Origin of the sequence: Embleya sp. NPDC059237, assembly GCF_042754105.1 — a bacterium.
Lineage (GTDB): Bacteria > Actinomycetota > Actinomycetes > Streptomycetales > Streptomycetaceae > Embleya.
Genome location: NZ_JBHZAE010000001.1, coordinates 232400 through 252782, shown reverse-complemented (window position 1 = coordinate 252782; position 20383 = coordinate 232400). Strand labels below are relative to the sequence as shown.

The 20383-nt window shown below is 71.0% G+C and carries 15 protein-coding genes; 6 read left to right on the top strand and 9 right to left on the bottom strand.

Features of this window, described 5'->3' with window-relative positions:
* Window positions 1–51: 51 nt before the first annotated feature.
* The 3 genes from ACFXKZ_RS01120 to ACFXKZ_RS01110 form a co-directional block, all read right to left on the bottom strand.
* On the bottom strand, window positions 52–1794 hold the full coding sequence (locus ACFXKZ_RS01120; RefSeq protein ID WP_379995053.1) for a DUF6114 domain-containing protein: 1743 nt from the start codon (window positions 1792–1794) through the stop codon (window positions 52–54).
* A gap of 76 nt (window positions 1795–1870) precedes the next feature.
* Complete coding sequence (locus tag ACFXKZ_RS01115) at window positions 1871–2494, bottom strand: DUF6230 family protein (protein WP_078975388.1); 624 nt, start codon at window positions 2492–2494, stop codon at window positions 1871–1873.
* Between the two features lie 548 nt (window positions 2495–3042).
* On the bottom strand, window positions 3043–4002 hold the full coding sequence (locus tag ACFXKZ_RS01110; protein ID WP_126637273.1) for a tetratricopeptide repeat protein: 960 nt from the start codon (window positions 4000–4002) through the stop codon (window positions 3043–3045).
* A 305-nt stretch (window positions 4003–4307) separates the two neighbouring features.
* Here ACFXKZ_RS01110 and ACFXKZ_RS01105 point away from each other — a divergent pair, with 305 nt between their 5' ends.
* The gene (locus tag ACFXKZ_RS01105; protein ID WP_379995049.1) at window positions 4308–4949 is read left to right on the top strand and encodes a TetR/AcrR family transcriptional regulator; all 642 of its coding nucleotides are present in this window, start codon (window positions 4308–4310) and stop codon (window positions 4947–4949) included.
* Between the two features lie 294 nt (window positions 4950–5243).
* On the opposite strand, the gene ACFXKZ_RS01100 is transcribed toward ACFXKZ_RS01105, so the two are convergent.
* From ACFXKZ_RS01100 to ACFXKZ_RS01085, 4 genes are all read right to left on the bottom strand, one after another.
* Window positions 5244–6968 carry a methylmalonyl-CoA mutase gene (locus ACFXKZ_RS01100; protein ID WP_379995047.1) on the bottom strand — a complete coding sequence of 575 codons (1725 nt, stop codon included), beginning with the start codon at window positions 6966–6968 and terminating at the stop codon, window positions 5244–5246.
* 147 nt (window positions 6969–7115) lie between these two features.
* The gene (locus ACFXKZ_RS01095; RefSeq protein ID WP_379995045.1) at window positions 7116–7433 is read right to left on the bottom strand and encodes a DUF3817 domain-containing protein; all 318 of its coding nucleotides are present in this window, start codon (window positions 7431–7433) and stop codon (window positions 7116–7118) included.
* A gap of 48 nt (window positions 7434–7481) precedes the next feature.
* A complete protein-coding gene (locus tag ACFXKZ_RS01090; RefSeq protein WP_379995043.1) occupies window positions 7482–7808 on the bottom strand; it encodes a DUF3817 domain-containing protein in 327 nt (108 codons plus the stop codon).
* A gap of 67 nt (window positions 7809–7875) precedes the next feature.
* Window positions 7876–8451 (bottom strand): MarR family winged helix-turn-helix transcriptional regulator, encoded by a 576-nt coding sequence (locus ACFXKZ_RS01085; RefSeq protein ID WP_379995041.1) that lies wholly within the window; start codon window positions 8449–8451, stop codon window positions 7876–7878.
* Window positions 8452–8567: 116 nt separating this feature from the next.
* Between ACFXKZ_RS01085 and ACFXKZ_RS01080 the strand changes: the two genes are divergently transcribed.
* Window positions 8568–9077 carry a MarR family winged helix-turn-helix transcriptional regulator gene (locus ACFXKZ_RS01080; RefSeq protein ID WP_379995039.1) on the top strand — a complete coding sequence of 170 codons (510 nt, stop codon included), beginning with the start codon at window positions 8568–8570 and terminating at the stop codon, window positions 9075–9077.
* A gap of 517 nt (window positions 9078–9594) precedes the next feature.
* Here the strand turns inward: ACFXKZ_RS01080 and meaB are convergent.
* Both meaB and ACFXKZ_RS01070 read right to left on the bottom strand, forming a co-directional pair.
* Window positions 9595–10545: a methylmalonyl Co-A mutase-associated GTPase MeaB gene (gene meaB / locus ACFXKZ_RS01075; protein ID WP_379995037.1), complete on the bottom strand. Its 951-nt coding sequence runs from the start codon at window positions 10543–10545 to the stop codon at window positions 9595–9597.
* 196 nt (window positions 10546–10741) lie between these two features.
* Window positions 10742–11929: an acetyl-CoA C-acetyltransferase gene (locus ACFXKZ_RS01070; RefSeq protein WP_078979219.1), complete on the bottom strand. Its 1188-nt coding sequence runs from the start codon at window positions 11927–11929 to the stop codon at window positions 10742–10744.
* Window positions 11930–12188: 259 nt separating this feature from the next.
* On the opposite strand from ACFXKZ_RS01070, the gene mce reads away from it, so the two are divergent.
* The 4 genes from mce (at window position 12189) to ACFXKZ_RS01050 (ending at window position 20248) form a co-directional block, all read left to right on the top strand.
* Window positions 12189–12626 (top strand): methylmalonyl-CoA epimerase, encoded by a 438-nt coding sequence (mce, locus tag ACFXKZ_RS01065; protein ID WP_379997255.1) that lies wholly within the window; start codon window positions 12189–12191, stop codon window positions 12624–12626.
* A 337-nt stretch (window positions 12627–12963) separates the two neighbouring features.
* Window positions 12964–14301, top strand: coding sequence for a crotonyl-CoA carboxylase/reductase (gene ccrA, locus ACFXKZ_RS01060; RefSeq protein WP_379995034.1), 1338 nt, complete (start codon window positions 12964–12966; stop codon window positions 14299–14301).
* 138 nt (window positions 14302–14439) lie between these two features.
* On the top strand, window positions 14440–19197 hold the full coding sequence (locus ACFXKZ_RS01055; RefSeq protein WP_379995032.1) for a hypothetical protein: 4758 nt from the start codon (window positions 14440–14442) through the stop codon (window positions 19195–19197).
* A gap of 109 nt (window positions 19198–19306) precedes the next feature.
* Window positions 19307–20248, top strand: a complete 942-nt coding sequence (locus ACFXKZ_RS01050) for a cellulose-binding protein (RefSeq protein ID WP_020555437.1) — start codon at window positions 19307–19309, stop codon at window positions 20246–20248.
* Window positions 20249–20383 lie beyond the last annotated feature (135 nt).

Sequence of the window (20383 nt, the reverse complement as noted above, 5' to 3'; positions counted from 1 at the left end):
GGGGCGCATCGGTGGTTCGGTGCGTCGACCGCTCGTATCGACTCGACCCGACTACTTCACGTTGACCTTGTTGAGGCCGTAGCCGGGGATGTGCAACTTGCCGCCCAGTTGGGCGTACATCGAACTCTCCACGTTCGTGAAGAAGACGATCGGCACGTTGATCGGCGGCGGGCTCTCGGGCGTGAAGGTGATCGGGATGATCCCGAAGATGTTGCCCTTGAGGTACTTCACGTACATCGTCGTCGGGATGTCCGCGTCCATCCAGGACTTGCTGCCCTCGTCGGACGAGATGACGACGTCCTTGCCGCCCTCCTCCTTCACCGTCATGGACATGTTCCAGATGTCGATGCCCTTGGACACGGTGAACTTGAGCGCGTTCTCCTCGACCCCGGTGAGCGTTTTGACCTTGACCACGCCCTCGTAGTTCAGCCCGGCCATGGCCAGCAGGCTGGACTTGAGGACGAGGGGGTCCACCGCGACCGGCGGGATCCCGTTGCCGCTCTTGGCGTTCACGGGACCCTGGACCGGGCACGGGAAGGGCGACTTGCCGTCCTTCGGCGCGGCCGACGACGACGTGGCCGACGGCTTGGCCGACGTCGTCGTGGGCTTGGTCGAAGGTTTGCCCGACGCCGAAGCGGAGGGCGTCGACTTGGCCGCCGGCGGCGTGGCCGAGGCCGAGGTCGAGCCGCCCGAGGCCGCCAACGGCGCGGCGGGTGCGGCGGGTGCGGTGGGTGCCGTCGACGCCGGCGCGGACGACGCCGGCGCGGACGGCTTGATCCCGGGCAGGCCGAGCCCGGGCAGGCCGGGCAGCGTCAACTCGGGCAGTTTCAACTCCGGCAGCTTCAACTCGGGCAGCTTGAAAGCCGGTTCCCTGCTTTCCGGCGCCTTGGACGTGCCGGCCCTCGGGTCGGCCGCCGGGCTCTGCGCCGCAGTGGGTTGCCCCGCCGCGGACCGCGTCTGCGGCGCCTTGCCGGCGGGGGTCGAACCCGCGGACGTGGCGGCCGTACTGCTCGGCGCCGCGCTCGACGTGCTCGGCGCGGCCGACGCCGAACCCGCCGATGTGGTGGGACTCGCGGAGGCGCACGGGCCGTCCGCGTACGGGTTCTCGGGCAGTGGGTCGCTGGGCGACGCGCTCGCGATCCCGACCAGTCCGACCACGCCTGCCATCGCGGCCACGATCACCGCGAGCGTGACCCTGGGTGCGGCCGTTCCCGCCTCCTTGTCACCGGGCCGGTCGGTCTCCGACCCGGTCGACGCTTCCCCCGAGGCATCGGGGGCCTTCCCGCTCAACGCGTCGGCCAGGAAGCCGTCCTCGACGAGCGTGTCGTCGAAGTCGGCGCTGCCGTCGTGTCCGTCGCCGGCGTCGTCGTCACCGGGGCGCTCGTCGTCCTCGTCGTCCGACGGCTCGTTGTACGTCCAGGAGGTCGCGAGCATGCCACCGACGAGGCCGAGCAACATGCCCACGCCGAAGCCGCCGAAGGTCGCCACGATGAAGGACACGAGCGATACGAGGATCACGAAGATCCCGAGGTAGACCCGCGCCGCCGGGGTCAACCAGAGCGCGATTCCACACATGATCAGGATGGCGCCGATGAACAGCGCCGAGACGCCGCCGAACTGCGTCAGCCTGACCGTGACGTCACCCGCGCTGACGGATGCGTACGGGGCCCACAGGATGGGTCCGGCAGCCAGGATGGTGAAGAGTCCGGCCCAGAACGGCCGGGCCGATCGCCACTCCCGAAACGCGCGCCGGCAGCGCACGACCGCATGGGGATGCCGCTGTTCTGCGGTCACTGTTCAACTCCCTGGAATGCCGCCTCGATACGACTGACCGGCTGTGGACGACGAGGCGCCCACAGCCGACGGAACGTCAGAAGCACTCCTTGCTACCGCCGCCGACCTCCAGGTGGAGGTCCTTGAGGTAGAACCGGCCCGCCTGCACGAGCCAGGCCGACTGCTTGACGTCGGTGAACGTCGCCTTGTTGGCCTGCTGGCCGAACATCGTGGGGTGGCCGTTGCCGATGGTGGCCGGACCCTTGCCCCCCGAGCCCTTGGCCATGGTCGACGCGTCGACGCCGATGTCGATGTTCTCGAACACCGCGTCGCCGTCGAGGCCGTCCATCGAGAGGGTCATGTTGTCGGCCTCGGCCTTGGTGCCCTTGCCGCCGGCCTCGATCCGAAGCACGATGCCGAACGGCCCCTTGACCGACTGACAGAGGTTGGTGATGTCGGCGTGTCCGATCGCGGCGGTCGCGACCGGCACGTCGGCGCCCTTGTTCCGCTTGAGGAAGTCCCCGAACTGGGAGAAGTCCGTCGCCTCCATCTTGTCGGCGCGGACCTTGAAGTTGCCGCCGCCCACGGTGATGTTCACCGGGACCACACCGTTCGCGACGCCCGCGAACATGCCCACGGTCATCGCCGCGACCGGCAGGAGCACGATGCCGAATCGCTTCCAGCGGGTCTTGCCGCTACCCGCCTGAACCTTCTTGTCCATGGTCCTCCTCGGGACAGAGTCCCCTCCTCATGCGGACCAGGGCCGCACGTGGCGGGGCATGGAGGGAGGGCCTGCCTGTCCCGGGAAGGACCGGCGCGGCCTGGATGGGGAGGTCCGCGTCCGCGCCACCGACCGGCTGCCGGGGCGAATGGGACACGGATCGAGCGGCCCGATCATCTTTCACGACCGGGTCGGCACACAAGAGGTTCGTTACCGGTGGGTAACGCGGACCGTCGAACGCCGCTCGCCACCGGATCACAGCGCGGTATCGAGACGCATGTCCGCCGATCCGATTTCGCGGGATAAGTCCGTTAACGGATCACCGGGAGGTCACCAAAAGACACGCAGGGCGAGGGAAATGACCCATAGTCAAAGATGGGTAAAGACAACGCCCCGGCCGCTCTCGGAATCGAGAACGACCGGGGCTTCATCGACAAAGCGAGCGAGTGCGGCCGGCGGCCGGAACGGCGCTCGAAACGCCGCTCGGACCGGTGTCCGACGGAGCCGGACCGCGGCGCTCGGAGCCGGACCGCGGCGCTGACGCAGACTCAGAAAAGCACGCCCGCAAGGGCCATGCGCGCCTTCGGCACTCGGGGGTCGTCGGCGCCGACGATCTCGAACAGCTCCAGCAGGTGCAACCGCGCCTTGTTCCGCTCGTCGCCCGAGGTCCGCCGCACGGTCTCCACGAGTCGGGCGAACGCCTCGTCGGCGCGGCCGTCCAGGATGTCCACGTCGGCGGCGAGGGTCTGTACGGCGACGTCGTCCGGGTGCTCGGCGGCGTCCGCCCGGGCCTTGTCCGCGTCCACACCCTGGGTGCGCAGCAGGAGTTCGGTGTTGATCAGGCCGAGCTTGGCCTCGGCGTGCGCGGGGTGGTCGGAGAGCACGTTGCGGAACGCCTGGGCCGCGCCGTCCAGATCGCCGGCCTCCAGCGCCTCGTCGGCGGGCGCGAGCAGCGGGTCGCCGGGGGGCTCCTCCTCGGACTCGGCGTCGTCGGGAGCCTCGGCCGGTGCGCCGTCGACCACCACGCCGGTCAGCCCGAAGCGCTCCTCGCCGAGCTGGACGAGCTGATCGAGCACCTGGCGCGCCTGCTGCTCGGGCACCACGCCCTGGAACAGCGGGGCGAGCTGGCCGCCGAGCACCGCCATCACGGCGGGGATGCCCTGGATCCCGAACTCCTGGGCCAGGCGCGGGTTGGCGTCGACGTCGATCTTGGCGAGCACGAAGCGGCCGGCGTACTCCTCGGCCAACCGCTCCAGGAGCGGGCTCAGCTGCTTGCACGGCTGGCACCACTCGGCCCAGAAGTCGATCACGACGGGTGCCTGCTGGGAGAGCGCGAGCACATCGGTCTCGAAGGTGGCCTCGGTGACGTCGATGACGACCCGTTGGCCACCGGCCGCGGCGGCGGGCTTCCCGGCCGGGGCGGCCGCACGCTTGGCGGCATTGTCGGCGGCGGCCTTGACCGCCCCGAGATCGACTACTCCGCGCATGGACATGTTCCGTGGCTGCATGTAGACATCTTCCCCCGAGAGCAAGGCGAACGATGCACGGGGCGACCCACCGGCACACGCACGAGTTCCCGTCGCGTCCCGGTCCCCGCAGGATGCGGGCCCCGGGACGGACGACGACCCTTGACAGGTCGTCAGTCGCGATCGTGTGCTCGAATCCCCATCCAGGCACCGCGATTCGCTACGGCTCGTAGCGTAAGGGGAGCGCCGGGCGGAATGCGACCGTAGGATCCCGAATGGCGGATGTGAGTTGCGCCACCGGAACGGATCACGGCCGGGAACCGTACCAGCCGGTAACATGACCGCCCGTGCACGACGAATCGGCGGAACCGGCGGAACGACGGGTGTTCGGCGCGCCCCCACAGCGCATCGGGCGCCCCCGCAGCACCACCGCGGACGACGCGATCCTGGCCGCGGCGCGCGCACTCCTCGCCGAGGGCGGCTGGGCGGGGCTGGCCATGGGCGACGTCGCCACGCGCGCGGGCGTGGCCAAGACCACGCTGTACCGCCGCTGGCACTCCAAGCACGACTTGGCCATCGCCGCCGTCGCGGAGATGCTGGACACGCTGCACCTGCCGGATCGAGGCCCCGATCTACGCGCGGACATCGAGGACGTGGTCCGCCGCTTCGCCGCACTCCTCGGCCGCCCCGAGATGCGCACGGCCCTGATGGGCCTGGTAGCCGACTCCACCAGCGACCCGGCCCTACGGCGCCGCATCCGCGAAGAGATCGTCGACCCCCAAAAACGCCTGGTCACAGAAGGCAGGGCCCGAGCCGAAGCCAGAGGCGAAATCACCGCCCCGGGCGACATAGACGTAGACCTGATCTTCGACGTAATCGCCGGCACGGTGGTCCAACACATCCTGGTAAGCGCCGAACCCGCCTCCGACAACTGGGTCCAACGCTTCACCACATTCGTAGTAACCGGCCTACTCCCAGCCACCACGTAAGCCCACCGCCCCCGAACCCAACCCAAGACCGGGTCAACTCCCCCAGGAACCCACCCAAGCAATTCCAGCCCGGCCGGCGCTTGAGGCCACCTCGGCCGAAGGCCGGGTCGACTCCCCCAGGAGCCCACCCGGCCAACCCAACCAAACCCAGCCCGGCCGGCGCTTGAGGCCACCTCGGCCGAAGCCCGGGTCGACTCCCCCAGGAGCCCACCCGGCCAACCAACGAAACCCAGCCCGGCCGGCGTTTGAGGCCAAACCCAGCCCGGCCGGCGCTTGAGGCCACCCGGCTCGGGCTCAGAACCGCGCGGGCTCCGTGTACGTGCCCCACTCCTCCCGGAGAACGTCACAGATCTCCCCGAGCGTCGCCTCCACCCGAGCCGCCGCCAACATCGGCGGCACCAGGTTCCCCGACCCCCGCGCAACATCCCGCATCGCACCCAGCGCCGAGTCCACCGCAGCCTGATCCCGCGCGCCCCGCCGCTTCCCGAGCATCGCCACCTGGTCCCGCTCGACCTCGTGGCTGACCCGCATGATCTCCAGGTCCCCCGTCACCGACCCCTCGTGGCAGTTGACCCCGACGACCCGCTTGTCGCCCTTCTCCACCGCCCGCTGGTAGCGGAACGCCGACTCGGCGATCTCCCCGGTGAACCACCCGTCCTCGATGCCGCGCAGGATGCCCGACGTCATCGGCCCGATCGGGTGCGGCGAACTCTCGCCCAACTCGCGGATCTTCGCGAACGTCGCCTCCGCCTCGGCCTCCAGCCGATCCGTCAACGCCTCCACGTACCACGACCCACCCAGCGGGTCGGCCACCGCCGCGACGCCGGTCTCCTCCATCAGCACCTGCTGGGTGCGCAGCGCGATCTCCGCGGCCTGCGCGCTCGGCAGCGCCAGCGTCTCGTCCAGCGCGTTCGTGTGCAGCGAGTTCGTTCCGCCGAGCACCGCCGCGAGCGCCTCGACCGCGGTGCGCACCACGTTGTTGTACGGCTGCTGCGCGGTCAGCGACACGCCCGCCGTCTGGGTGTGGAAGCGCAGCCACTGCGCCTTCGCGGTCTTCGCGCCGTACACGTCGCGCATCCACCGCGCCCAGATCCGGCGCGCCGCGCGGAACTTGGCGATCTCCTCGAAGAAGTCCACATGCGCGTCGAAGAAGAACGACAACCCGGGACCGAAGACGTCCACGTCCATCCCGCGCGACAGCCCGAGTTCCACGTAGCCGAACCCGTTGGCCAGCGTGTACGCCAGCTCCTGCGCGGCCGTCGCCCCCGCCTCGCGGATGTGGTACCCGGACACCGACAGCGGCTTGTACGCCGGGATCTTCTCGGCGCAGTACTCCATCAGGTCGCCGATCAACCGCAGGTGCGGCTCGGGCGCGAACAGCCACTCCTTCTGCGCGATGTATTCCTTGTAGATGTCGGTCTGCAGCGTGCCGTTGAGCGTGCCGATGTCCACGCCCTGCCGCTCGGCCGCGACCAGGTACATGCAAAACGCGGGCACCGCCGGCCCGGAAATGGTCATCGACGTGGTCACGTCGCCCAGCGGGATGTCACGGAAGAGCACGTCCATGTCGGCCGCCGAGTCCACCGCGACGCCGCAGTGCCCGACCTCGCCGAGCGAGCGCTCGTCGTCGCTGTCCCGGCCCATCAGGGTCGGCATGTCGAAGGCGACGGAGAGCCCGCCGCCGCCGGCCGCCAGGATCATCCGGTAGCGCTCGTTGGTCTGTTCCGCGTTGCCGAAGCCGGCGAACTGCCGGATGGTCCACGCCCGGCCTCGGTAGCCGGTCGCGTACAGGCCGCGGGTGTACGGAAATTCGCCCGGCCAGCCGATCCGCTCGAAGCCGGCGTAGGGCTGGTCCGCGGGCGGGCCGTAGACCGGCTCGACCTCGAGTTCGGAAAGCGTGGTGCGGCGCATGCCGTCGTTGCGGACCTTGTCGTAGCGGTCCTGCCAGCGCCGCCGACCCTCTTCGATGTCCTCGGTGTTCACGTGGCTCCCGTCCGATGCCGTCGTCGTAGGACCCATTCCCGCGCGGCACCGGAAAAATTACTAGGACGTCCTAGTAAATGTCCAAGCACCCCCGAAAACATGCCCACGCCCCCGATAACGCCGAAGCCCCCGACGAGGTGTCGGGGGCTTCGTGGGCGGTGCCGCGAGCGCGGCGGCGACCGGTCAGGCGGTGGCCGGCGCCGCGGTCGGCTCGACCAGCTTGTGCTTCATCTTGTAGTCGAAGACGAACGGGCCGAACGGCGGGATCGCGGCGACGAACGCGAGCAGCGTGGTCTTGTTGTCCCACGACAGCTTGGTGCGCGCGTCCATCATGGCCAGCAGGTACAGGATGAACAGGACCGCGTGCAGCAGGCCCAGCGGCATGACGAGGTTGATGTCCGAGATCCGGCTCAGCAGCGAGCCGAAGACGAGCAGGATCAGGAACGAACAACCCTCGGCGATCGAGATCACCTTGAAGCGGCCGGAGGCGGTGGAAAGCATGGGGATCCTCGGGGGAAGCGGGTACGGAACGGGCTGACTGCGAGCGGCTCAGGCGCCGGCGGGGGCGGCGGCGAGGCCGCGCTCGTGGACCGCCTCGACGGCCTTGCGCTCGGCGTAGAACGACGCGAGCGGAACGGTGCCGGCGAGCATCATCAGCAGCATGCGCTCGAACTTCCACTTCATCTTGCTGCTGAGGTCGAAGGTTACGACGAGGTAGATCATGTAGAACAGACCGTGTGCCTGGCTGACGTAGAGCGTCGCCTTCTCGCCGGTGTCGAACCCGTACTTCAGGACCATGCACAGGCACAGGACCAGGAGCATGCACCCGGTGATCCAGGCCATCACTCGGTAGCGGGTCAATACGGCAGGCTTCACGGCAGCACCTTCGGTAACGGCGGGCTCGACGTGGTCGTCGACCGCTTTTCACAATGGCGCATGCAGCTTACGTCGCCGGCACCGGGGTCCCCGAATCCGCCCCCTCCCCCGCCGCGCCCTTGTCCTTCGCCTCCGCCTCGACCACGAAGTCGCCGGCGTCCACCCGCAACACCCGCAGCAGGTCGAACAGCTGGGCGCACTGCTCGGCGGTGTACGCGCCGAGCCCGAACTCGCGCGCGGTCAGGTCCCGGGTGGCCCGCTCGGTGACGTCGCGGCCCTTGTCCGTGATCACCGCGAGTACGCCCCGACCGTCGCGCGGGTTCGGCCGACGCGCGACCAACTCGGCCTGCTCCAGGCGGTCGATCGTGTTGGTCACACTCGTCGGGTGCACCATCAGGCGCTCGCCGATCCGGGACAGCGGCAGCGAGCCGGTCCGACTGAAGGTGAGCAGGACCAGGGCCTCATAGCGGGCGAAAGTCAGGCCGTACGGCTTGAGCACCGCGTCGGCGCCCGCGAGCAGAATCTGCTGGGCACGCATGATCGAGGTGATGGCGACCATCGGCGGGCACTCGCCCCAGTGCTCTCGCCAGTGCTCGTCGGCACGCGTGATCGGATCGAAGGGAAGGTTCAGTGGCTTCGGCACGCGCCGAGCGTAGTGGAGGTTACCGATCGGTCACGTAGCCGTCTCACAGCGTGTGCACGACGCGCGGCAAACCAAAGGGTCATTCAAGTTTCAACTAACTCCGGTATTCTTGGTTCATGACCGATGCCGAGCCCAGATGGCTGAGCGATGAAGACCAGCACGTCTGGCGCCAGATCATCGCCGTGATCAACATGCTGCCGGCGCGGCTGGAACGCGAACTCCAGCGCACGCACGGCCTGTCCCTGCACGACTACCAGATCCTGGTGCAGATCTCGGAGCACCCGCGGCAGGAGGTGCGGCTGAGCGATCTGGCCGAGGCGACTCAGCAGTCCAAGAGCCGGCTCTCGCACCAGATGACCCGGATGGAGAACGCGGGGCTGGTCGCGCGCCGCAACTGCCCGACGGACCGTCGCGGGGCCTACGCGGTGCTCACCGAGGAGGGCTGGGACGCGCTCCGGGCCGCCGCGCCCACGCACGTCGAGAGCGTCCGCGAGCACCTGATGGACGTCATGACGCCCGCCCAAAAACAGGTGGTCGGCGAAGCGTTCGGCGCGGTGGCCGCACACCTGCGCCCCGCCGCCCGCGCCGCGGTCTGCCCCTCCACAGAAGAATGCGAGACAGGCTGACGCCTGTGTCGACGCACTCGTGCCGACCGTCCTCAAACGCGGGACAGGCTGACGCCTGTGTCGACGCACTCGTGCCGACCGTCCTCAAACGCGGGACAGGCTGACGCCTGCGTCGACGCACTCGTGCCGGCCGTCCTCAAACGCGGGACAGGCTGACGCCTGTGTCGACCCAACTGGGGCCGGCCGTCCTCAAACGCCGGACGGGCTGAATTTGCTCGGCTCCCCTGAGCTGCGGTCAACCGCACCGCAGCCCACGAGCCCGCCCGACCACCCCAGCCCGTCCGGCGTTCGAGGACGGCGAGCCGGACCGGGCCCACCACGCGAACAGCGAAACCGCAGCCGCGCACCAAACCGAGCCCCACCCAGCCTGTCCGGCGTTTGAGGACGGTGAGCCGACCCGGGCCCACGACGCGAACAGCGAAACCGCAGCCCGCGCGCCGGACCGAAGCAACCCCAGCCCGTCCGGCGTTTGAGGACGGCAAGTCGAACCGGGCCCACCACGCGAACAGCGAAGCCGCTAGGCTCCCAGCCCCGTGATCAGTTCGTCCGCGGCCGAATACGGGTCCATGGACCCGGACAGCACGTGGTCGGCCAGTTCCTCCAACCGCCGCCCACCCCGCAGGTCGCCGATCCGAGCCCGCAGTGCGGTGACCGCGATCGCCTCCACCTCGTCCGCCACCCGCCGCCGACGCCGCAGCCGCAGTTCGCCGCCCGCCTCCATCCAGGCCCGGTGCTTCTCCAGCGCCTCGACCACCTCGTCCACACCCTCCCCGCGCGAGGCCACGGTCTTGACGATCGGCGGACGCCAGTCCCCCGGCCCCCGCGCCTCGCCGAGCGAGAGCATGTGGCCGAGTTCACGCGCGGTCGTCGCCGCACCGTCCCGGTCCGCCTTGTTCACCACGTACAGGTCGCCGATCTCCAGGATCCCGGCCTTGGCCGCCTGGATCCCGTCGCCCATGCCCGGCGCCAACAGCACCACGGTGCTGTCCGCCATCGAGGCGATCTCCACCTCCGACTGGCCGACCCCCACCGTCTCCACGATCACCACGTCGCACCCCGCCGCGTCCAGCACGCGCAGCGCCTGCGGCGTGGACCAGGCCAGCCCGCCGAGGTGCCCACGCGAGGCCATCGAGCGGATGTATACGCCCGGGTCGGTCGCATGGTCCTGCATCCGCACCCGGTCCCCGAGCAGCGCGCCGCCCGAGAACGGCGAGGACGGGTCCACCGCGAGCACGCCGACCCGCCGACCCAGCCGGCGGTACGCGCTCACCAGCGCGGTCGTGGAGGTCGACTTGCCCACCCCGGGCGAGCCGGTCAGCCCGATCACGTAGGCGTTGCCGGTCAGCGGCGCGAGCGCGGCCATCACCTCACGCAGCCGCGGCGAGGCGTCCTCGACCATCGAGATCAACCGGGCCACCGCCCGCGGCTTGCCCTCCCGGGCCTGGGCCACCAACGTCGCGACATCCATCCCCGACCTCATGCGCCACCGCTTCCCTGCTCGGATATGCCGAAACGACCCCGCAGTCGGCGAGCCGTCACACCGCAGTGCGCGCCCCGCGACTGCGAGATCGTTTCAGGTGGATCGATCACACGAAACCGTACGGTCGCTCAGCCGTACGATCCGGACCGGTTCACGCCTGTGGACCGGTCCGAACCGAACCGGCTCAGGCGCCCGGGACGGTGAGGATCAGCGCGTCGCCCTGGCCACCGCCACCGCACAGCGCCGCCGCACCCGTGCCGCCGCCGCGGCGCTTGAGCTCCAGCGCCAGGTGCAGCACCACGCGGGCACCGGACATGCCGATCGGGTGGCCGAGCGCGATCGCGCCGCCGTTGACGTTGACCTTGTCCGTGCTCACCCCGAGGTCGCGCATCGACTGCACGGCCACCGCCGCGAACGCCTCGTTGATCTCGATCAGATCCAGGTCGTCGACGGTCAGGCCCTGCTTGCCCAGCGCGTGCTTGATCGCGTTCGAGGGCTGCGACTGGAGCGAGTTGTCCGGGCCCGCCACGTTGCCGTGCGCGCCGATCTCGGCCAGCCACTCCAGGCCCAGCTCCTCGGCCTTGGCCTTGCTCATCACCACGACCGCGGCGGCGCCGTCGGAGATCTGCGAGGACGTACCCGCGGTGATCGTGCCGTCCTTGCTGAACGCCGGACGCAGCTTGCCCAGCGACTCGGCGGTGGTGTCCGGGCGGATGCCCTCGTCGGCGGCGAACACGACCGGCTCGCCCCGGCGCTGCGGAATCTCCACCGGCACGATCTCGGCGTCGAAGATCCCGTTCTTCGCGGCGGCAGCGGCGCGCTGGTGGGACAGCGCGCCCACCGCGTCCTGCTCCTCGCGCGAGATGTCCAGCTTCGTGTTGTGGTGCTCGGTCGACTCGCCCATCGGGATGTTGTCGAACGCGTCGGTGAGGCCGTCGTAGGCCATCGCGTCGAGCATCTCCACCGCGCCGTACTTGAAGCCCTCGCGCGACTTGGGCAGCAGGTGCGGGGCGTTGGTCATCGACTCCATGCCGCCCGCGACCACGATGTCGAACTCGCCCGCGCGGATCAGCTGGTCGGCCAGCGCGATCGCGTCCAGGCCGGAGAGACAGACCTTGTTGACGGTGAGGGAGGGCACGTTCATCGGGATGCCGGCCTTGACCGACGCCTGTCGGGCCGGCATCTGCCCGGCGCCCGCCTGGAGCACCTGGCCCATGATCACGTACTGGACCTGGTCCCCGGTGACGCCCGCACGCTCGAGCGCGGACTTGATCGCGATGGCGCCGAGGTCGGTGCCGGAGAAGCCCTTGAGGGAGCCGAGCAGTCGACCCATGGGGGTACGGGCCCCGGCGACGATGACAGAACCGGCCATGAGGGTGGCCTCCACAACTTTATGGTCGGGGTGCCATCGCCGGGCGGGCCGGGCGACGTGCGGCATCCCCGCGACGGACGTGAAGTTGTTCCGGAACCTACCCGGAAGGGCGCCGACCGGTGCAGGGGGCCCCGATGTGACGGAACCCACCCTCACGCCCGGCACGAATCGGGTGTGCTCTCGCCCATAGTCTCGTGACGAAGGGTCGGGTATCTACTCGCAGGTAACCCGCATTTCTCGACGGCCTCGGGAGGCCATGGTGCTCACGCGTATCGATCACATCGGCATCGCCTGTCACAACCTCGACGAGACGGTGGACTTCTACACAACGACCTACGGATTCGAGGTGTTCCACACCGAGATCAACGAGGAGCAGGGCGTCCGCGAGGCGATGCTCAAGATCAACGAGACCTCGGACGGTGGCGCGTCCTACCTCCAGCTCCTGGAGCCGATCCGCGAGGACTCCGCGGTCGGCAAGTGGCTGGCCAAGAACGGCGAGGGTGTGCACCACATCGCGTTCGGCACCGCCGACGTGGACGGGGACGCGGCGGCGATCGGAGCCAAGGGCGTCCGGGTGCTGTACGACGAGCCCCGGCGTGGTTCGATGGGTTCGCGCATCACGTTCCTGCACCCCAAGGACTGTCACGGCGTGCTCACCGAACTGGTGACCTCGGCCGCGCCCGACACGGAGCACTGAGCCACCGGGCCCGGCGTCGACCACCGGGCCCGGCATCCGGCCCGCGACATCACGCGGCCACTCGCACACAGCGCGCGACCGCGCGCGACCATACGTGACAGCGCACGACAGCGCGCCGACCTGCGGCATCCCGCGGCAGCGCCCGACCGGCCGCGCCATCCCGCGGAGCCGGCGGCTCGTCAACAGACAGATCGTCAAAGCGGCGGCGCAGTTCCTGTGACTTCGCCCCTTGTCGCTTTTATGCCGAACGCCTAGCGTTACCAGCGAGTAAGTTCAGCGAAGCTCGGCAATCCCTCATGTTTCTCATGCTTCAACCGCCGACCCATGGAGGCCGACGATGAAGGAGATCCTCGACGCCATCCTCGCGGGGGACACCCCCAAGGAGGCGTACGCAGCGCTCCCGCTTCCCGACTCGTACCGCGCCGTCACCGTCCACAAGGACGAGGAGACGATGTTCGAGGGCGTGGAATCGCGGGACAAGGATCCGCGCCAGTCGCTGCACGTCGACGACGTGCCGCTGCCCGAACTCGGCCCCGGCGAAGCCCTCGTCGCCGTGATGGCCAGTGCGATCAACTACAACACCGTGTGGACCTCGCTCTTCGAGCCGGTCTCCACGTTCCGTTTCCTGGAGAAGTACGGCCGCGCATCCGACCTGTCCAAGCGGCACGACCTGCCGTACCACGTGGTCGGCTCCGACCTCGCGGGCGTGGTCCTGCGCACCGGCGCGGGCGTCAACGCCTGGAAGCCCGGCGACGAGGTGGTCGCGCACTGCCTGTCCGTCGAGTTGGAGAGCCCCGATGGGCACGCCGACACCATGCTCGACCCCGAGCAGCGGATCTGGGGCTTCGAGACCAACTTCGGCGGCCTCGCCCAGATCGCCCTGGTCAAGAGCAACCAGCTGATGCCGAAGCCGGCGCACCTGTCGTGGGAAGAGGCCGCCTCGCCGGGCCTGGTCAACTCGACGGCGTACCGCCAGCTCGTCTCACGCAACGGCGCGGGCATGAAGCAGGGCGACAACGTGCTCATCTGGGGCGCCTCCGGCGGCCTGGGCTCGTACGCGACGCAGTTCGCCCTGGCCGGCGGCGCGACGCCGATCTGCGTAGTGTCCTCCGAGGACAAGGCGCAGCTGTGCCGGGACATGGGCGCCGAGTTGGTGATCGACCGGCGGGCCGAGGACTTCCGCTTCTGGAAGGACGAGCACACCCAGGACACCCGCGAGTGGAACCGGTTCGGCAAGCGCATCCGCGAACTCACCGGCGGCGAGGACGTGGACATCGTCTTCGAGCACCCGGGCCGCGAGACGTTCGGCGCCTCGGTCTACGTCACCCGCAAGGGCGGCACCATCGTGACCTGCGCCTCGACGTCGGGCTACATGCACGAATACGACAACCGCTATCTGTGGATGAGCCTGAAGCGGATCGTCGGCTCGCACTTCGCCAACTATCGGGAGGCATGGGAGGCCAACCGGCTCGTGGCGAAGGGTAGGATTCACCCGACGTTGTCGCGCACCTACGCTCTGGAAGAGACGGGTCAGGCGGCCCGGGACGTCCACCGGAACCTGCACCAGGGCAAGGTGGGCGTACTGTGTCTCGCACCGGAGGAGGGCCTGGGGGTTCGGGACGTCGAGATGCGCGCGCGGCATATCGACGCCATCAACCGCTTTCGTAACGTCTGACGGCGGTCCCTGGATCTGAGACCATTCTCCCTGGTAGTCAATGCGGTACGGGCGGTTCCGGATGGTTGTCGGGGTCGTTTCGTCACCAACCGGTCGGAAACGGCCGATTTGCAGTACTGAAACGTACGCGGCCAGGGGATGGAGTGGGACCCCACAGTGCGGGGCTACGACCGCTACCAAGTCGACGAGCACCTCGAACAGCTCGACGACGAGATCAAGCGGCTGAAGAAGGAGCGCGACGACACCGTCGCCCACGCGGAGGACCTCGGCTATCAGGTCGAGGTTCTCCGCGCGAAGCTGCATGACCTTCGCCGCCAGCTCGCCACACCCCGATTCGACAGCATCGGCGGCCAGGCCGAGCAGATGTTGCGCAATGCGCAACTGCAGGCCGACCAGGTCCGCGCCGATGCCGAGCGCGAGTTGCAGGAGTCGCGCGCGACCACCCAGCGCCTGCTCCAGGAGGCCGCCGCCCGCTCCGCCCGGCTCGAAGCCGAGTGGCAGGCCGAGGTCATGGAGCGCCGCCGGCGCCTGGACGAGGAACTGGCCCAGGCACGCCAGGCCACCGAGACCCGGGTCAACGAGAACGTCGCGTGGGCCGAGCAGTTGCGCGCCCAGGCCGAGGAGCGCGCCCGCCAACTCCTGGACAACGCCCGCGCCGAGGCCGAGCGGGTGGCCGCCGCCGCCCGCGAGCAGGCGGCGGGCACCAACGAGAGCACGCGCGCCGAGGTCGAGTCGCTGCTCTCGCGTGCGCAGAGCGACGCGGATCGGGTGGTCGCCGAGGCCAAGGCCCGGGCGAGCGCGGCCGTGGACCAGTCCGAGCAGTTGCGCACCGAGACCCGCACCCGCGCGGAGAGCCTGGTCGGCGACGCCCGGGTGGAGGCCGCCCGAATCATCGGCGAGGCCCGGGCCGAGGCCGAGCGGGTCACCGGCGAGGCCGGCGCCCGCGCCCAGGGCGCGTCCGAGAACACCGCGAAACTGCTCGAATCCGCCCAGTTCGAGATCGAACGGCTGCGGGCCGAGGCGGCCGGCGAGGCGGACCGCCGCCAGGCGGAGGCCCAACGATTGCTCCAGGGCGCCGAGGCCGAGGCGGGCGAGAAGCTCGGCAAGGCCGCGACCGACGCCGAGGCGCATCTGGCCAAGGCCCGCGCCGAGGCGGACAAGCTCACCGCCGAGGCCCGCGGCGCCGCCGAGCGGCTGCGCGCCGAGGCGATCGCCGAGGCGGACCGGCTGCGCGACGAGGCCCGCGCCGAGGCCGAGGCACTGCGTACCGACACCCGCGCCGAGTTGGACACCGCCCGCGAGGAAACCCTGGCCCGGGTCGACGAGTTGGAGGCCGGGGCGCGCGCGGAGATCGAGCGCCGCCGGCAGGAGGTGGACCGACTGCGGGCCGAGGCACAGCAGTTGCTCACCAACGCCGAGGCCGGCGCGGCCGAGCGCCTGGAGACCGCCGCGCGGGCCGCCGACGACCTGATGGCCAAGTCCCGATCCGAGGCCGAGCGGGTACAGAGCGAGGCCCGCACCGAGGCCGACGAGTTGCGCGCCCGGGCCCAAACCGACGCCGAGGCGGTCGAGACGCGCACCCGCGTGTCCAGTGACCGGTTGGCGCACGAGGCGCGCGAATACGCCGAGCAGGTGCGTGCCCAGGCGGCCGAGGGTGCGGAGGAACTGCTCGAGGCGGCCCGCGCCGACTCCGGCAAGCTGCGCGAGAAGGCGATCGCGGACACACACCGCCTGCGCGAGATGACCAAGCTCCAACAGGCGGAGGCCGCCGAGGAGTTGGAGCGCGCCCGGATCGAGGCGCAGACCCTGCGCAGCGAGGCCGCGGCCGCCGCCGAGCAGCTGCGCGAGGAGTCCGCGGCGCAGGCGGCGGAGCGGGTCGAGGCGGCTCGCGCCGAGGCCGAGCGGGTGCGTACCGAGGCCGCCGAGAACGCCGGTCGTTCGCACGCCGAGGCCGAGGAACTGGTGGCCAAGGCCCGGGCGGAGGCGCAGAAGGCGGGCGCCGACGCGAACCGCGCCGCCGAGGAGCTGATCCGCTCCGCCGAGCTGGCCGCGGCCGAGCTGCGCGATCAGGCCCAGGCCCGGGCCGAGGCGATGCGCGCCGAAGCGGAGCGGCAGGCCGCCGAGTTGCACGCCCGGACCGAGGAACTGCGGGCCCGGGCCGAGCAGTCGGCCGCCGAGGCCGAGGCCGCGCTGGATCGGGCCCGGGCCGACGCCGAGGCCACGATGGAGCGCGCTCGCGCCGAGGCGGGCGCCCGTACCCAGTCGGCCGCGGTCAAGGCCGACGAACTGATCGGCAAGGCCCGGGAAGAGGCCGAGAAGGTCCGCACCGACTCGCGCCGCGAGGCCGACAAGGCGCTCACCGACGCGCGTACCGAGGCGGAGAAGACCCTCGCCGACTCGCGCGAGGAGGCCGACCAGATGCGTTCGGCCGCGCGCCGCGACGCGTCCTCGATGCGCGAGGAGGCGGAGGCCGAGACCCGCGCGCTGCGCGAGCGGACCGAGGCCGAGACCCATGCGCTGCGCGAGCGGACGGAAGCCGAGACCCGCGCGTTGCGCGAGGAGACCGAGCAGACCGCGCGGGCGCTGCGCGAGAGTTCGGAGAGCGCGGCGGCGGCCCTGCGCGAGGAGAGCACCGAGCAGGCCCGTGCCCGGCTGGCCGCGGCCGACACCGACGCGACCCGGATGCGCACCGAGGCGGAGGCCGCCGCTCAGGCGCTGCGCGAGAAGACCACCGAGACCGCGCGTTCGGTCCTGGAGCAGGCCGACGAGGAGGCCGAGCGCATGCGCACGGAGGCCGAGACGGCCGCCCGCACGCTGCGCGAGGAGACCACCGAGACCGCGCGTTCGGTGCTTGAGCAGGCCGACGCCGAGGCCGAGCGCATGCGCACCGAGGCGGAGGCCGCCGCGCACACGCTGCGCACCGAGACCGCCGCGACCGTGCGCGCCGCGCTGGACAAGGCCGAGAAGGACGCCGCGCGGATGCGGGCCGAGGGCGAGGAGACCGCGCTCGGCATCCTGGAGCAGGCCGACGGCGAGGCGCGCGCGCTGCGCCAGGAGGCCACCGCCGCGCTGGCCGCGGCCAAGGCCGACGCGGACACGATGCGCACCCAGGGCGAGACCGACGCGGACCGGGCCCGGTCCGAGGCGCAGACCGCCGCCCGCGCGCTGTTGGAGCGTGCAGAGCGCGATGCCGAACAGGTGCGCGCCGACGCCGAGCAGGCGGCCGGGACGCTGCGCCGGGAGGCCGCCGAGGCGCTGGAGGCGGCGCGCAGCGAGGCGCAGCGCCTGCACACCGAGGCGACCGCGACGCTGGCCTCGGCGAACGCCGAGGCGACCACGCTGCGCGAGGAGGCCGCCGCCGCGCTGGAGGCGGCGACCGCGGACGCGGAGCGGATGCGCGACGAGGCCGAGACGGCCGCGCTGAGCCGGCTGGAGCAGGCCGACACCGAGGCCACGCGGTTGCGCGAGGAGGCCGAGGCCGAGGCGCTCCGGCTGCGTACCCAGGGCGCCCAGGCGCTGGAGGAGGCGCGCGACGAGGCGGCCGAATTGCGCGATCGCACCAAGGCGCGGGCCCGCGAGTTGCTGGAGAAAGCCGAGGCGCGGGGCACCGACCTGCTGGAGAGCGCCACCACCCAGGCCCGATTGGCCAAGGAGGACGCGGCCCGCGCGGTCGCCGAGGCGCAGGCCGAGGCCGAGGCGGTACGCGCCGCGGTGGTGGGCATCGAGGACGCCGCCCGGGAGGAGTCGGACCGGCTCACCGCGCTCGCCGAACGCGACCTGGCCAAGGCCCGCGACGACGCGGAGACCACGCTGGTCCGGGCCCGCGCGGAGGCCGACGCCACGGTCACCGCCGCGCGCAAGCACGCCGACCGGATGAAGTCCGACTCCGACCGCGAGGCGGAGAAGACCCGTACGGCCGGCCGCGAGGCGGCGAACAAGGAGCTGCGCGAGGCCGAGGAGGCCGCGGCGCAACTGCGCGAGCAGGCCCGCGCCGAGCTGGAGCGGGCCACGAACGACGCCGAGGAGCTGCTGGTTCGGGCCAAGGGCCGGGCCACCGAAATCGTCGGCACCGCCGAGCGCAAGGCCGAGAAGCGCGTCGCCGAGGCGACCGAGGCGGCGAACCTGCTGATCGCCGAGGCCGAGGCGGAGGACGAACGCCTGCGCGCCGAGGCGACCGCGGTGATAGAGAAGGCGCGCCAGGACTCCGACGCGATGATCGGCGAGACCCGGCGCGACACCACCGCCACGCGCGAGCGTTCCGACCGCGAGGCCGAGCAGGTCGTCGAACGTGCCCGCCGGCAGGCCGCGGAGGGTCTGAAGCAGGCGGGCAAGCGGGTCGACGACCTGGTGGCCGCCGCGGAGGAACAGGTGAGCGAGGCCCGCGTGGACGCCGAGAAGATGAAGGTGGCCGCGGCCGAGGAAGCCGAGCGGATTCGCGACAAGGCCGGTTCCGAGGCGGATAGGGTACGTATTGCCGCGGTGAAGAAGGCCGAGGCGCTGCTCTCGGAAGCGGAACAGCGGCTCGCCGACGCCCAGAAGGGCGCGGACGACCTGCGGGCGAAGGTGGCCGAACAGGTGGCCGCCGCCCAGCGGGAGGCGCAGGCGGTCCGTCGCAAGACCGCCGCGGACGCCGAGAAGGTTCTCGACGAGGCGCGGAAGGAGGCGGAGCGACTGCGCACCGAGGCGCGCAAGGAAGCCGACCGTCACCGCGCCGACGGACAGCGCAAACTCGACGAGTTGAACCGCAGACGCAAGGACATCACCGCCGAGATGTCGCGCGTGCAGGGCGTATTGGACGCGCTCGCCGCGCCCGCGGGCCTCGGGGCCGGCAAGGGCAACTCCTCGTCGGGCAAGGGCCCCGCGGCGAAGGGCTCCGGTTCGTCGTCATCCGATTGAGCGATGCCGGCCGGTTCTTATCTCCCGGTCAGGTCGATGCTCCGCCCGATTCGTGCCAGGATTCCACCCGTCACCTCATTCACCGCACCCGTCATACGACAGGAACCCCATGAGCGACACTAACTCTCCGCACGGCTTCGACATCGTCCGTCGTGGGTACGAGCGTTCGCAGGTCGACGACCGCATCACGAAGCTCGTGTCGGACCGTGACAGCGCGCTCGCGAGGATCTCGGCGCTGGAGAAGCGGATCGAGGAACTGCACCTCGAAAGCCAGAACGCGCAGGCCCAACTCGCCGACGCCGAACCGTCCTACGCGGGCCTCGGCGCACGGGTGGAGAAGATCCTCCGCCTCGCCGAGGAAGAGGCCAAGGACCTGCGCGAGGAGGCCCGCCGCGCCGCCGATCAGCACCGCGAGTTGGCCGAGGCCGCCGCGCAGCAGGTCCGTTCCGACGCCGAACAGTACGGCAAGGAGCGCAAGGCCAAGGCCGAGGACGAGGGTTCGCGGATCCTCGACAAGGCCAAGAGCGACGCCGCGCAGCTGCGTGGCGAGGCGGCCAAGGACGCGTCGGCCAAGCGCGAGGAGGCCGAGGCCCTCTTCGAGGAGACTCGGGCCAAGGCCGCCCAGGCCGCCGCCGACTTCGAGACGAACCTGGCCAAGCGCCGCGAGCAGTCCGAGCGCGACCTGGCGGCCCGTCAGGCCAAGGCCGAGAAGCGGCTGTCCGAGGTCGAGCACCGGGCCGAACAGCTGCGCCTGGAGGCCGAGAAGCTGCGTACCGACGCCGAGCGCCGCTCGCGTCAGACGATCGAGACCGCGCAGCGCCAGGCCGACGACATCGTGGCCGACGCGCGGGCCAAGGCCGACCGGATCCGCTCGGAGTCCGAGCGCGAGCTGGCCGCGCTGACCCACCGCCGCGACAGCATCAACGCGCAGCTGACCAACGTGCGCGAGATGCTGGCCACGCTCACCGGCGCGGCCGTCGCCGCCGCGGGTGTCAGCATCGATGACGACGACGACAAGATGCCGGGTGTGCCGGCTCAGCAGAGCCGCTGACGCGCCTCGGCGGGGCATCGGCAACCGGTATTTCGGCCGGCTTCGGCGGCCGGGGGGGGGGGGGGGGGGGCTGGGGCCCCGCCGCCGCCCCCCCGGCGGGTGGGGGGGGGGGGCGCCCCCCCCACGCCGCGCGCC